Origin of the sequence: Pseudomonas sp. Irchel 3A18 (genome assembly GCF_900187465.1) — a bacterium.
In the GTDB taxonomy this organism is placed as follows: Bacteria; Pseudomonadota; Gammaproteobacteria; order Pseudomonadales; family Pseudomonadaceae; genus Aquipseudomonas; species Aquipseudomonas cichorii.
On the sequence record NZ_FYDI01000003.1, the window covers coordinates 1 to 15045 of the forward strand.

The following is a 15045-nucleotide window of genomic DNA, read 5'->3' on the forward strand; positions in this document are numbered from 1 at the left end:
GGCTTGATGGTCTTGAATCGGAACACTGCTGCTAAGCTTATCCACAATTGCTGGGGCAAAAATCAGCAATCCGTCCTGGGTCAATTTTCAATCGGCAGGGTGGGTCAGTTTTAAATCAGCGCCAACATCGCACCTCACCATGGCCGAGAGTCGGGAAAACTCCCCGGAAAATGGCTAGAAAAATTGAAGCCCAAGATTATTGTGATTGGTGAAGCACGCAGCCGACACCTAACCTACTATCAGGGTTATAAAAAGATCACTCAAAATAACGCTGGCGACATAACGTTCATCCCTGATGGGCGAAAAGTCCATTGCTACGCTTCATGGAAAACCTATGGCAAGCGTGACTGGCTCGACGACGAAAACAAGCCAAACGAAGATTTCGGTGTTCGAGATCTTGACTACTACATAGGCACACTTAATTTTTAATCGATGAACAGACCGGCAGCTAAACTGCCCGCTTTAGGTGGGCTGGACGCTAAGAACAAGCCCTGACCGGTGACGGCAGCTCAAACTACTGCCAGTGCTCTTTGAACTGCGCATGGACAATCTGCTCGCCTCGCCCCACCAGTCGTTCGATCCACTCCATGTCCATCGCATTGAAATTTGTTGCATAGCCTGCGGTCGACTCGGCGGTTACCATGTCGCGGTTGGTGAATTTAAGCGTGCCGTCATTTTGCCCAAGATAGGGCAGCAAAAAACCCTTCAGCTTGCCCAGCTCTTTGAGATCAAAGAGACGTTTCATTGCGAGATTCTGGGATCTGGCGAACACACTCTCAAATGATGCATTCATTCGCGCCCCCCACATGGAAGCAGGCTCAGTCACTTCGAGGCCATAGCCAGCCCGACAGGCAATGATCCAGTCATGCTTTGGTAAAGGTAGACTGTCCGAAAAATCACGGTCCGGCCACAGCGGCACCAAACCGAGATTGTCGTATACTCCACCATCCGTGAGCGTGATCCTGTGGGACTTCTCTTCATTGCTTTTGGTGAAGATCAGGCGCTGATCCAGGGCTGGAAGAAATGCTGGATACGCAGCTGAAGCCACGACGGCATCTGCCAGCTCAACATCCGCTGAGCTGGCAGAACCGTATCGCCAGCAGTGGAGCCGGTCCCTAGTATAGTAAAAAGCCGCCTTTGCTCGAAGCTCGCATGCGATCACGATGAGCTGCGGGCGATCTTGCCGAAGATTCTTTAGCAAAGAACCGTTGAAGGTCTTACTGAACACATTTCGCATGATGGTCGTTCGACTGACCTTGCGCAGAAATGGAACGGTATTGGGCCAATGCTCGCCAGGAGTCCACCTCCCCAAAATTTGCTGGCCAATACGCCAGATGGATGCAGCCGACCTCTCGGCTACCAAGGCACTGGAGTACGCCACTGCCTTGACGCCATCTAAGGAAGTCAGCGCCCGTCGAAGAGCGGGCTTGGCGAATCCTTGACGAAGGAGGTACCGCGCCCTGGCCTCGAATGCCTCAAAGTCACCTGGGTAGCTGCAATAGAGGCCCGCCAGCACACTTCCACCCGAAACGGCAGTGATCGTTGACACACGCTGAAGTACCCCGAGATCGTGCAACGCACGCAAGCAGCCCAAATGGAAGGCCATGGCTCTGGAACCACCGCCCGACAAGGCCAGCGCGATCTTATCGGTATCCTGAACCTGAGAAACCGATAGGACTTCATTCATGCCCATGTGTTAAGACTCCTTCCACCACCCCACACTCAGACCAACCTGCTCGAATCCAGGAATCACGCTCGCCGCAAATGGCCATAATGTGCGGCAACCCTACCGATCCCAGATGAGTTTCGAGGTGCGCAAATACCCCCTCGTCATCATCACTGGGCCTGGCAGGCACGGCTCCAGGGTGGCTATGCCATTCTCCGATGTAGTGCAAACGCCCCGCTGATCCAGCAGCCAATACTTCGATCCGTGGCTTGAGATCTTTTTTGCCACGGATGAAATAGGTCGGGGCTTGTTTGCTGTCGGGGGGAGCCGGAAGCGCCGCGACGACATGAGCCACATTGCGAACCAGATCAAAGGTGCCTATCAGCACACCCCCCGTTTCGTTTCTGCCCGCTTTACGACGAAGCTCCCGCATCGTGCTGACGACCTCGTCCGTCATAGATACACGCATAGCCCCTTCTTGGTAGCGATGTACCCGGTGAACAGGGATAACAACTGCTTGGACAGCCCCCGTCTCAGGCTCCAGCCTCCAGACTTTAAAACATGCGTCATCATTCTCGATTAGCTGTGCCACCTGCCCCGCTGCCAGTCCACAAAGCGTCTGAAGCTGCCAAGGCGGAAGAGGACGCGAAAGATCCTGACAGGCATTGGCGTAGCGGATTGTGTCCAACCGGGCAGCGGATAAATGCCCTTTCATACGTGCTTCAGTAGCCACAGACCAAAAGTACTGGGCCTCGATTTCATCAAGCCTGACGACCCGAGATTTATTCTCTGCGAGCACAACCAAGTCGGAACCATCGGGCCCGAAGAAGGCACTGGCCCCTCGTTTCACGGGTTGATCAGCCAGCCAGCCCAACACCGCCGGTGAAGCGCTGAAATCGATAGCGATCTCGGCGTTTGCTACAGCAGCATCCAACGCAGCCACCTGCTCTCCAGCTGCGAAGATATTGACTGGGATTGAAGCATTCCCGCCGCCTTCAAATACTTGATCTAGCTCGATCTGCAATGTGTATGCCTTCGGATATCCTACCGAGGCATTTTTCTGCACTTGGCGAACCGTGTTGTGCGGCAGGGTGATATCCCCGTCCACCACAACCCAAGGGCCTATGCCGGACCGGGCCGCCATCATGGTCACGTTCGACCCGATAGCACCGGCACCAATTGCCAGCAAAGGGGTATCTGTATTATGCGCCGTGCCCGCAAAATGGCGGGCTGTGGCCCGATCCAGCCGTTGCACGACACGCCAGGGAGCCATGTGAATTGATGATAGGTCAGCGTTACTGACACTCCCGAATAGCTTTGATGTGGTAAGCCCAGTCTTGGCTTCAGTGATCGTGACATCCAGCCGCTCGCCAAGCTCAGCCAGGCTTTGGCCAAGGGTGTAACACCACACCTCCGGCTGCTCGTCCGGACCATCCACCGTACGGCGCTTTGGCACCGTTATGATCATCAAAGGTTGACGATTACGCGCATTGATCAACTGCTCGGGCGAAAGTAACCACTGTGCCAAGTCCTCAACCAAGTCAAAACCAAAGTCCAAACACAGGCTTTGTAGTGCGCCTAAGTCGTATGGCGTGCTGGCAAGACCACGGTGTAGCTGACCAGATAGTTGTGGCGTGTAGATGGCGAAATTTTGACCGACGCCCTCTTTCTCAGACTTCTCTTTCGACATGCCCAGAATGATCTGGCCGTAGTGCTTGTAGGACTGTTGGATGTACCAAGGGCCCTTCATTTCTCCAGGCGGGATGATAAGCGTGTGTGAGCCTGAGAGGATCAACGGCTCCAGAAACTGATCATCATCATGAACAGTGCCAGCGCCCATAGAGGAGAACCAGGAACGAATCCTTTCGACCAACGCTTGACCGGTGAGGTTGGTCGCCAAATCCGACCACGCTTCCTCCCAAATACACAACCCCAACCCGCCCGCTTCACGGTCAAGATTGGTGTGGACCATGCCAACTGGGAAGTCCTCACGCCTCGAAAGCACTCGCGGTGGCCAAGCGTCGTCGCTGGACATGAAGATAAGTCGAACTGGCTCCCTGGGCCGGATCGGGACCTTTCGGCGCTGCTCCAGCTCAATCTCAAGCTCGATATCCAGCACATCGAATGCGTAGTCTCGACTGACGCCAGTTAGAGTCGCATAGGGATAGTTCGGAGACTCGCTTAAATACCGGACGACCGAGCGAGCCAACCGAGATCGGGGGGCTTCAAACGCCTCAACCATCATTAAACTCCCGCGCGCGGCGCAGCAGTGGTGATGACCACCTTGGGAGTCTGCTTCCTGATCTTATAGCCGGTGTTCTTGATCTCGATAACCAGTGGCTCAGGCTTAGTCTTTGTGGGGTGCTCCATCGCAACGATCCACTCACCGCCCAACTGGTTGGCAACATCCTTGTAGTATGCAGCCGCCTGCCGGTGAGGAGGCTGTTTGTCCTCATCATTACTTGGTATGACCTTGGAAGTACTGACCAGCAGCCCACCGGCCTGGCCAGCCTCTTCGTACAACCATTTGGAGGTCTCCGTTGGCTCGGTCTTGTTGTCACCCTTCTCATCAGACAGAGATTTGTAGCTACAGTGATGCGGGACGTTATTGATATCCCATTCGAGTCTAGACTCTCGCCCATGATACTTGGTCACCTCGACGATATTGTCGATGACCTCATGAGTGACGTCAGCCGACAAGACCATCTTCGTCTGCTGGCCATCAACCTCAAACGTTGCCTGCATGAAAAGCGCGTCGTTATTCCGGACGCGCACTACATCATCCTGATCACGCTTCCCGAAAGGCGAATGCACGAAGAACTCCACCCCATCGTGTTCCCGGTTGAACTCCGGGCACAGGGTGCCTGCGTCGCTTATCAGGTTTCGGCGCTTCGCGAGATCGATGTCGCGCTCGGTAAGGAAGTCCTCCAGCTCTTCAGGTCGAGAAAAAACCCGTACCCCCTCGCCTTTGATGAAGCGGTGCCGGGCTTCGGCACGAAGGGTGCGGGCTTGGCCTGTGATCCCCTTCTCTAGCACAGCATGGGCAGGAACCCAGAGCGTCTTGATCTTGATTCGGTCATCATCCTGATATTTCTCAGCGTGCTCAAGCCAAAAGATCTCCTTGGCGCGGTGACAATGATCACGGTCCAGATGGGTGAACGCAACAACATCAATGACCTTGTCATCCCCGAGAATGTCGCGCAGCTCTTTTTCAAGGTCGCAACGCTTGTCATCAGCGTCATCGGGGTTATGCATGTCCGCGAAGTCGAAGAGAATTCGACGACCGTTGGCAAGCTCAATCAGGCAGGTATCGGCGTTGCCGATAGGAAAAAACCGAACAATATGCATGCTATGTCCCTCAGGATGGGGCATCGTTCGAGTGGACGATAGCCATTACACACCAGAAGGTCAAAAATACTATATGTAGTTATACCAATGCAACAGAAACACTATGGGTGCTATTTTAAGACCGGACGGCGGGGACGGAGACGCGGCGATTTAGGCCAATGGGATAAGCCTGGCACGTGGAACCTACACACCCTAATGGGCCATTCGCCTCACCAGTGCATCCGCAACTGGTAGGCGTGGCCGATAGATTCTCTAGGCATAGCGTTCGATTCTCCGACAATAGAATATGCAGTCGCCACTGCGTCACCCACGACCCAATGCAAGGTAAACGGCCGCTCTGTGTATGCCGAAAATCTTCGAAAGCGCCGAGACTAGACGCCCTGCTTCGAGCAACTCACGAGCGCGCAGTTTGTGAGGGATTGACCGCATGTTTAGGACAAATTTTACCCCCTGTATTTAGTAGCCTACTTGCCTGCACTGGTGCGCTCTGCAATCAATGATCGTTCGAAATCTGCAACTCCTGCGAAGACGGTCAAGATGATCCGGCCTGCTGGGGTTGTCGTGTCAGACCAAGGCTCTGCAAGCGAGCGCAACCCTGCTCCACAGTCCCGTAACAACTCAGCAACGGCCAACAAATCGGAGGTCGACCTGGCGAGACAGTCAAGACGCGTCACGATCACGACATCCCCGTCCCTGAGATGATCGAGCATGCGAGTCAGCTCGGGCCTATCTCGTTTAGTACCACTAACCTTCTCTTCGAAAATCCTCACGCATCCTTGTTCAACTTACTGAGAATGCTGATGCTCAAGACTCTGGCCCCGTGTTGAAACGCGAGCATAACCAATTAAATGGCTCATTATTATTCCATCGCAAATTGTATTCCAATTTTAAAATTATTTACGATAAGCTAACACGTCCCTAAAAACACTAACACCAGCAAATACAAAACTTGTCGCACAGCTTGCAGTTGCGCGACAACTGCTGCATTACGAATGTTCTCTAAAACATCACTCCCATGACAGATTCTTGGATTTAAACATGCGAGCCGGAACGTTACCTGAGAAATGCAAACTAAAAGACGAGGCAAGCTTTGATGGACGGATGCGAACCCAAGGGTCGGCCAATTCGCTTGCTGAGAAGGAGCTATCGAGTTCGAACGCAAAGGCAACATCGTCGATTCGAAAATCAGTCTTGTCTAAATCGGCCAGCAAGTATCCATTTGAGATAATGCGTATGCGCTCCACCTTATCTGCCAGCGAGCGACTTAATACTGGCATTATCATAGACTCATCGAAATCCATCAGTGACAACACTGGCTCGTACCGAATAAAGCTGTCTGTGCTATAGCTAACAACAACGCGCTCGACTATCTTCCTGCCAACCGCAGAGCTGCATCCGATCTGTACGTACTCATCAAACTGCTCGTCTTCCTCTTCTTGACTGGTTTGGGCGCTCACTTCTATGTCAGCTAAACTCTTCCAGCCTAACTTCCACTGACCTGACGCAACTCCGTGAGCAATTCCGGCAGACTCATCAACCTTTTCCTCAATGTCCGTACGAAACCTGTCAGATTTGTCTGTAGATCCAAATAGCAATGAGCAAATATTAAGCTTGGGTTCGCGCAGCCAGATGTAGCAGAACGCTCGAAAATGCCCAATCTCACTGGCATCGTATTCTCTATCAAGCTTGAATTGCACATGCACGCCGGAGATAGGTTGCGTGGCCTCTTGCAGAAAAAGCAGCTGTGAAAGCGTAGAGTGCACCTCCTGGAACCCAGTCGCAATGACTGACTGTATTTCATCCCCCCATTTCGCGAAAAAGCTAGCCTGCTCGGCCTCAGACATCGAAATCCCCAGATACTGAAATCGCGCTGCAAAACCATCTGCGCTATCAAGAGCCACTCGAAGACGCTCACGGTCGAGAATCTCGCAAAAGCTAAAACCTTTGGTTTTTGCCAGAGCTACGAGGTCAGACTTCTCCCCTACCGTAAAATTGACATTGGTGAGAAATATGAAAACGGACGGTCTTGGAACAGCTGTCCACGCGCTCTTAAGGTCATCGGCGAACTTCGCTCGTGCTGTGCGTTTCTTTTCCTCAATATCTGCGGCTTGGTTGACGAAGCCAACAGCCCCATAGGCCAGTTCAGTAGCTCTGAATTGTGCTTCGATGTCTCTACCTCCATCAGGACCGCCCCGAGGATGGCGTGGCCGCACATTTGTAAATCGTTTATCCAGTGCGAGTATACTCAGGCACATTTGCTCCCGATGCAGCTGGTTTGTGTCCAAATATCCTTTCAACCGCTCATCTGTTACGTAGGCCATGCTTGATCCTTTTCACCGAGGGTTCCGAGAGTCGACGGAATTTTCAGAAGGCACTGTCACTTCGGTTTTGAGTTACCACTCACGGAGGTAATACCCCCTACATCCTCAGCCAACGGGTGCAGTGGTTGCTTTAACAGGCACGCGAACAGGCCTATCCCCAAAATCGTGTAGATGGTCATATTCCAGAGATTCAACAGCAGCCAAAGTATTTCCTTCCTGGTTGGCAGGCCGTCCCCGAAAAGCGAACGCTGCGACTTGCCATACCGACATAGCGACGATCCCTTTCATAGCAGAAAGAACTGCGGTTCGCCTGAGCAACGAATGAGCGCCGATCTTCGGCGCAGCCGAAAGCTTCACATAGCCGAACACCAATGCGCTCACAGCTGCCACATTTTGAAAGACCTGGACAATCAAACTCATTCACAGCCTCCATCCTCAATCAGCCTAGCTGTGTGGAGGTGGTTTGGGCGTCGGCACCTCCAGCCTGCTCATGCATCCCTTGCTCGTATTCACTAATCAAACTGTTGTTGCTTGACGGGATGAAATACAGACGGAATTTTCATCGGATTATGCCGGCAAGGGCACCCCAGACCAGGTATGCCATCAACGCTCCCCAACTGGGCGCTTTCCGCGCAGCGAGTTAGGCGATCTGATTGAAAACCTAAGCACCACGCTCGCCTGCGGTGTATGCCCGCCCAGGCAAGCTCACGTGCAATGCGCTCAGCTTGCTCAAGCATCCAAGCACCTGCCCTTCCCCCCTGAATGCGGGAAGCACGAAAATTTCGTAAATGTAGCCCTGAGGAGGCCCCCAATCTTCATACATAAGCAACCCTATTTCCACACCCTCCCACAGGACCGCAAGAGGTCGACCACACCACAGACGGCCCTCAACCTAATCGCTTCTTTAGAAAAAACGCTTATGTTCTGGAGGGAAATCATTTAGACGCCCAAACTCAGTGGAACCATGTCGTTCATAGAAGGAAGGGACTTGGAAGATTCCTGATGCGGCTTCGCATGACAGACACGGACATTGGCTGTCCTATTGACCCCTTCTTGGTTCGCTCTTATTGTCTGCCATCATCTCGGATAAGCATGCAGCGGCCCAATGAGCATCTACACCAATTTCAGGTAGGGAAACCATGGAAGTAGCAGCTAGCCAATTTTTTCACCCAGTGGGGCATGGCACTTTTCTTACTGGTGTAGCATGGTCTCCTACTGGTGAAGCCTCCTTCACTTGGGCTTATGACTGTGGGTCGAAACGAAGAACTCTGACTAGTGCAGCTATCCGCGACCTGTCTGAATCTGGCCGCTACCTCATCGAAAGCAAGACCAAAAGATTCGATTTATTGGTTCTGTCACACTTCGACGACGACCACGTCAACGGTGTGGAGCTATTTCTAGAGACTTGGTCTGTAAAGTGGCTGGCGCTCCCCTTCCTTGATCTCCCCGCCAGGCTAGCTCAGGCAGCCGGCTTGGTCGGTGGCCCATGCTCAGACTCAACTGCACTCTTTCAAATCGCACCTACCAAGTGGCTCGCATCACGCGGGCTGAGCCAGCAGGTTGAAACAATTTTGCAGGTGAATGGCGGCCCTCCCCCCGATGACCAAGGAAATCCGGATGAGATACCGGGCGAACCTAGACCGTTCCCCAAAGAGGGGGACAACGTGGAGGGAGACGGAGAATACCGCCCGATTTTGGAGCGCTATCGGCCGCTCAGCAATGGTAAATCCACCGACCTAAATGAGAAAGTGCAGCCAAGCACGGCCCCGAGCAACGCCGATGATCATGCAATGGCAACGCTCAGCCATTCGACGCCGTTCAGCGCAGTGGGGGGTGGCATCGAGTTCATGTTTTACAACTCCGACCAGCCGGATGTAAGTGTCGTCAATAGCAAGGGTGAGCGAGCCGCTCGTCGCTCTAAAGTAGCCTTGACGCAAGTCGAGGTGGAGATAGAAGACATAGTCAAGCGTTATAGAATTGGCGTGCCCGGAGGGAAGCCCAAACCAAATTGGCGAGAAGAGCTGCGAAAAATTTACGACAGACATTTCGGCTCTTCAGGGATTGCTCGCAACAACATATCGCTTTGCCTGATGAGCCGCCTTGTCACTTTCTCTGAAGACCTATGTGCCAGATGTTCGAGAAATGGGCAACCAAGATGTGTATGCGTTTCGGCCTCACTGATGCTCGGCGACTTGAAAGTCGATTCTGCCACCTCCAGCTCGATGCGGAGACATTTCGGCGAGCATCGCTGGATCCGGCTAGCTGCCGTACAGGTACCTCACCATGGTTCTCAGCACTCTTGGGAAATTGGATCAGCCTCTACGTTCGATGCACAGATGTATGTGCAGTGTGTACCGGATGTTTCCCCGTATCATCCACATAAAACTGTAGAAGTGGACCTCGCAAGCGATGTTGTAAAAACAGCCAATTATCAAAAAGGCGTACATCTACTGATGGTTGGGGGCACGAGCCTCGGCGTACATTTCAAGCATGAAGAGGTTTTCAGACATCCCCACTATGGGAGCTGGCCATGGCATTGGCATTGGCCTAGGAACCGGTACTTAATCTGGGATTACGTTCGCTGGTTACTCGGAATTCGAGTTTCCCCGCCCACTTCTTGATTAGGTGCATGCCCCTTGGATGGGGCTATTCTTGTGCTACAAGTTGAAGGATCAATTGAATGCCGACCACTGAGCTTGGGAACAGTAAGCTGGTGTGCGATGACTTTGCTGGCTACAACGCCGGACTCGAGAAAGGCATGACCGAAACCGGCTGCATGACCCAGGTTTTTCGATCTGCACGTGCCGAGTTAAAGCCGGTTGGCCGAACAGGCGCTGCACTCGATTGGCGGTTTATTCGAGTTGAACACAAGGGCGAGACATGAGCGACGAGGATCATTGGCGGATATGACAAAAAAAGCAGCCCCATTTGAGTGACTGCATGGACTTAACCACCCATTTGCACTCGACTTGACCAGTGCACATGATCTCCATGACCGGCTGGAGTCGGCCTAGCTACCCCTTAAGAGTCGCCGAGGAGAGCTGATTTGATAGAGGAATCACAACCGTCTGGAAATCCTTGCTGATGCAGAAAGCGTTCTGTATGTGCGTCTCGGACTGTCCCTAGTGCAGGAGTCAAACTCGCGGGCTGGCCGCACACTCACTGTCGACAGATTGATAGCACAGGGCTACCAGCTCAAAATTTGTGCTTATAAGGATAAAAACCGAGGAAAACATCAGAAGGGGTGAGGGCCAAATCCCAACTTATCGCGATGTGTGATAACAGCTTATTGGGAGTTCAGCCCAACATTTTAAAATTAAAACTGCGACACTAAATAAAGGTTTGAGCTTTGAAAAAGCAAAGCAGGAAAATTGAAATATTTCTCAAAGACGGATTTTTTGTTGGCTCAATCACAGCATCAGACGTCGACACGATCTTAAATGCCATTGAAGGGCATTCAACACCCTCATCGTTGACATTGGAAAAGGAAGCGAAAATGATTGAAGGCAACTACTATGAAATCACATCTAATCTCATAGTACGGCTGGACGAGACGCGAACCCAATTCTTACATAAAGAACAGATAATTCTTTATATAAAAGGAATCAATCTTTTCTGAAAACTTCAACCCAACCAGTCAAGGTTTAATATCTTTTTATAGCTAAGAACACCACCATTAAAGAGTTTTTCATGCCTATTTTTAAATATTACAGACCGAATATATATTTTGAAAAATCGATTCGCTACAACGAGTTGTATTTCTCAGCAAATCATGAGCTAAACGATCCTAACGACCTTAAAGCCACCTACTATTTTGAAGACAGCCCTTCTCTCTGGAAAAATTTACTATCGCTTAAACCAATCAGTCCCGCATGGAATATCCTTCACCACATATCCGCACATGACGAACTATTAATAAATGAGCTTAACACTTTATTCAAAAACGTAACAGTGGACTCATTGACCGGTTCGATACGAGAAATAATCCAAAGCAGAGAACCTGACTTGAAGGATTTATTTGAGCGCTCGATCATTGACAGTCCCGCATCAAACGAATCTGATTTCGCAGAGCAGTCATCGAAAAAAAATCGCGTCGATTGGTGCGTTCTTATAATTACAGAACTTCTTGCTAGGGCAGTAAACCATCAGCTCTATAGTGTTTCGTTCTCAAAGAGCGCTCTTGACCCAATGATGTGGGCCCATTATGCCGATGGTTTCAAAGGCTGCGTGGTGATATATGGCGGACTTGAAGGACCTACTATAAAGCTAAGACACCATCTGATGTCAGACCAAGCGGACATTTACCCGTTGCGTGAGGTCAAGTACATAGATTCGGATAAACATATTCCTATCCTTGAGTGTGCAACGGAAGGCAAGACTAAAGTGGAGGAGGCTTTTTTACAAAAAAACTCATTTTGGTGCTACGAACAAGAACTAAGGCTATTCACGAGTGAGGAAATTCAGACTCACTGGATGGCTGCGTCTGACAAAAAACCAGAAAACCCCAAGCAGAGAATTTTGTACCATGGCACAAATTTTATAAGCGGTATAATATTCGGCCCCAGAGTAAGCGAGGATTACGAGCGCCATATAAAAACGATTATTGCAAGCAACAGGGAGTATGCAGATGAAAAAATGCCTTTCTATTCTTTCAACACCACTCTTAACCCGCACGGCCGACTAGAGGTAAGCTCCGCCTCAAAAATTATTGATAGCAGTCTAGGCAGAATGATCATTGAAAACGAGGAAAGAGAAAAGTTGCTTCTAGCTTTCGGCATTACTAAACCAACGCATGACCACTAAACACACAGCAAGCACATGAAAAAACTTAACATCCCGAGCTTAAGGCAGTGCATATAGCGACCAATAGAGCTGTAAGTACTGCCAGCCACGCAGCCGTGCTAGGGCAAGAACCCTGAACTTCTCGACAAGGGAGAGTTGTATATTCTGATAGTCAGACCTTACGATCTCGGGCCGCTTACAAATCAGCGTTTGATGGTCAGTGAATCGCGTCGGACAGACGCGTTCAGAAGCTAGGCGAAGAAATAAAACCTTAAAAATCTTATAGCAATTACGACATATACGGTAAGCCTTGGCACAAAATACTTAGAGGAATTATTGAGTTAGGCATGCTTGCAAAGTCGCGCTTGCGTTTTGACAGTACTTTCTGAAGCCTTGCCGCTTCATTACTGCTTTTGACTAAAACGGCAATAGGCGATTCAGGCATAATTAAACTTCCTTTGCACCGCCATTCTCTCTCATGAATCCAGTTGACGCCTGTACCATCTACATTTTCCAAACGGACTACACGCCATTTTTCATCCTCAGCAATTCCGAGTTGCTCCATCTCAGCGTCTGAAAGATAAATTACTGGTCGGCATCCCTTTTTATAAGCGGTTTTTTTGGTAATAACAATCCCATAAGGCTCATACCTGGGTTTTGCGGGATCTGTGTTCGCCTGATTCAGTACGTACTTGAGTGAATTTAAAGGTATGTCCATGAAGCAAGCCGCTGGATTGACCCCCTTGATAAATCCTTTTTTTGTTGTGCTACCTTCTATTCGTCCATCGAGAAGTATAGATATCAAGTTCTCAAAAGCTGAAAATCCGTTATCGCTAGACCTCCGAGTCAGATGCACCAAATATGGTGAGAGGTCAGGGCGCTCAAAAAAAGGCAGTTCGTTGCTCATTGAAGTCTTCCTGTGACGTGAACGTACCATTGTCGTATTATGTCCCTTATCTGTCGCGCAGCGCCTGTTATAAACTCAAGGTATGGATCAAGAAACTTACTGAAGATCACAAGCACACTACCGGTTACCTTAACAAAAAAAATCGAAACACAATACTCCAGAGGGAGTACGTAAGCCAAAAAAACACGCTTACTACATCACGAAAGAAGGGGGTCCTATTTCGCGATGCCGTAAGTCTAATTCCTACAGGCACTCGTATTTCTATAGCAACTGGCCTTGAAGATCAGTCGCCGATACGCCAGCCAGACGTAATCGGGTAACGACGATCTCGCCCAAACCCACGCTCGGTGATCCTTGGGCCCACTGCTGCCTGGCGACGTTTGTATTCGTTGAGGTCAACAAGGCGGATCACTTTGCGCACGACCTCTGCGTCAAATCCTTCCTCGATGATCGCGTCGGCGGACAGGTCCTGCTCGACATAAAGGCGAAGCATTTCATCAAGCACCGGATACGGTGGCAGGGAGTCTTCGTCTTTCTGGTCGGGTGCCAGCTCAGCTGACGGTGGGCGGTCAATGACGCGCTGCGGGATCACGTAGCCCTGGGTATTGCGGTACTCGCAGAGCTTGAATACCAGCGTCTTTGGTACGTCCTTGAGGACATCAAACCCACCGGCCATATCGCCGTAGAGAGTCGCGTAGCCGACAGCCATCTCGCTCTTGTTGCCGGTTGTCAGCACCAAGTAGCGCTTTTTGTTGGAGATGGCCATCAACATCGTGCCACGGCACCGGGCCTGGAGGTTCTCCTCCGTGGTGTCCTTGCCCAGCCCTTCGAACATTGGCGCAAGCGTAGCAAGGAACGCTTCGACCATGGGTGCGATTGGCAGAACACTGTACTTCACCCCCAGGATGTCTGCTTCTTCCCTCGCGTCGTCTTGGCTCATCTGCGCCGTGTAGTGGTAAGGCATCATCACGGCTTCGACGTTTTCTGCGCCAAGCGCATCAACAGCAACGGCCAGAACCAGTGCTGAGTCGATCCCGCCAGAAAGGCCCAGTACAACACCTTTAAAGCCATTACGCTGCACGTAGTCTGTCACGCCACTCACCAGCGCCTGGTACACGCTGGCTTCCAGGCTCAGCAGCTCTATCACAGTCCCTGGAACTGGCACCAGAGCACTGTCGGTGCAATCGAAGTCGGTGACGTACAGGCCCTCTTCAAACGCTGGAGCGCGCTGGGTGACCTTGCCGTTGCCGTCCACGACAAAACTATTGCCGTCAAAAACCAGCTCGTCCTGGCCGCCGACTTGGTTCACGTACACCATTGGAATTGAGCACTCATCGGCCCGCTGGGCCAGCAGGGCTTCACGCTCCGCTTGCTTGCCGCGATGAAACGGCGATGCGTTGAGCGTCAGCATGATCTGGGCGCCAGCGTCGCAGGCCTGCTTGAGGGGCTCCGAGAACCAGATGTCCTCGCAGATCGTGATGCCGACCTGGATGCCGAACAAGTTGACGACGCAGGGGCCGCTGCCGGACTCGAAATAGCGCTTCTCATCGAAGACGCGGTAGTTCGGCAGGCGCTGCTTATAGTAGCGAGCAACCTCCTCGCCTTCGGAGATGACCGCGCAACTGTTGTAGCGAGCGCCATCTTCAACCCACGGGAAGCCGATCACGATCACGATGCCGCGAGCGGCCTCGCGGACGCGCGCCAGTGCCTTCTCGATGCGGCTCTGCATGCTGGAACGCAGTAGCAGATCCTCTGGAGGATAGCCGCAAAGGGTCAGCTCAGGGAAGACGATGACCTGTGCGCCGAGGTCGTCGCGAGCGGTCTGAACTGCTTCGATGATTTTCTCGACGTTGCCATGAACATCACCAACTCGGATGTTCAACTGGGCCATTACCACTCTCAAACGCTGATCCATGGGTCCTCCCGAAACCTGATAAGGGATCTACAAGATTCTGCGCCGTCAGCTAGGCGTCGTTCATCTGGCAATTTCGGGGAGCGCTCGGGTGACATCCGAAACACGC

General features: G+C 51.6%; 9 protein-coding genes and 2 pseudogenes. 3 read left to right on the forward strand and 8 right to left on the reverse strand.

Translation table 11 applies throughout. The annotated features are described in order from the left end of the window. Positions 1 to 514: 514 nt before the first annotated feature. The 6 genes and pseudogenes from CKW23_RS05745 to CKW23_RS05770 form a co-directional block, all read right to left on the reverse strand. Positions 515 to 1693 carry a patatin-like phospholipase family protein gene (locus tag CKW23_RS05745; protein WP_095067222.1) on the reverse strand — a complete coding sequence of 393 codons (1179 nt, stop codon included), beginning with the start codon at positions 1691 to 1693 and terminating at the stop codon, positions 515 to 517. Continuing rightward, on the reverse strand, positions 1680 to 3908 hold the full coding sequence (locus CKW23_RS05750) for a Mov34/MPN/PAD-1 family protein (protein WP_095067223.1): 2229 nt from the start codon (positions 3906 to 3908) through the stop codon (positions 1680 to 1682). The genes CKW23_RS05745 and CKW23_RS05750 overlap by 14 nt, the downstream gene beginning before the upstream one ends. Before the next feature lie 2 nt (positions 3909 to 3910). Further along, positions 3911 to 5014 (reverse strand): hypothetical protein, encoded by a 1104-nt coding sequence (locus CKW23_RS05755; protein ID WP_095067224.1) that lies wholly within the window; start codon positions 5012 to 5014, stop codon positions 3911 to 3913. Between the two features lie 303 nt (positions 5015 to 5317). Further along, a pseudogene (locus CKW23_RS05760) lies at positions 5318 to 5784 on the reverse strand (recombinase family protein). A 237-nt stretch (positions 5785 to 6021) separates the two neighbouring features. Continuing rightward, a complete protein-coding gene (locus CKW23_RS05765; RefSeq protein WP_095067225.1) occupies positions 6022 to 7335 on the reverse strand; it encodes a hypothetical protein in 1314 nt (437 codons plus the stop codon). 105 nt (positions 7336 to 7440) lie between these two features. Continuing rightward, entirely contained in the window at positions 7441 to 7755 is a 315-nt protein-coding gene (locus CKW23_RS05770) for a hypothetical protein (RefSeq protein ID WP_095067226.1), read from the reverse strand. Positions 7756 to 8474: 719 nt separating this feature from the next. Here CKW23_RS05770 and CKW23_RS05785 point away from each other — a divergent pair. The 3 genes and pseudogenes from CKW23_RS05785 to CKW23_RS05795 all read left to right on the forward strand — a co-directional run bounded on the left by CKW23_RS05785 (position 8475) and on the right by CKW23_RS05795 (position 12138). Further along, complete coding sequence (locus tag CKW23_RS05785; RefSeq protein ID WP_095067227.1) at positions 8475 to 9956, forward strand: hypothetical protein; 1482 nt, start codon at positions 8475 to 8477, stop codon at positions 9954 to 9956. Between the two features lie 80 nt (positions 9957 to 10036). Then, positions 10037 to 10242: pseudogene (locus CKW23_RS05790) on the forward strand (transposase); the annotation flags it as partial. A gap of 783 nt (positions 10243 to 11025) precedes the next feature. After that, positions 11026 to 12138, forward strand: coding sequence for a DUF2971 domain-containing protein (locus CKW23_RS05795; RefSeq protein ID WP_095067228.1), 1113 nt, complete (start codon positions 11026 to 11028; stop codon positions 12136 to 12138). 268 nt (positions 12139 to 12406) lie between these two features. On the opposite strand, the gene CKW23_RS05800 is transcribed toward CKW23_RS05795, so the two are convergent. Further along, the gene (locus CKW23_RS05800) at positions 12407 to 13024 is read right to left on the reverse strand and encodes a hypothetical protein (RefSeq protein WP_017704078.1); all 618 of its coding nucleotides are present in this window, start codon (positions 13022 to 13024) and stop codon (positions 12407 to 12409) included. Positions 13025 to 13307: 283 nt separating this feature from the next. Further along, positions 13308 to 14939, reverse strand: coding sequence for an NAD+ synthase (locus CKW23_RS05805; protein WP_095067229.1), 1632 nt, complete (start codon positions 14937 to 14939; stop codon positions 13308 to 13310). Positions 14940 to 15045: the final 106 nt, after the last annotated feature.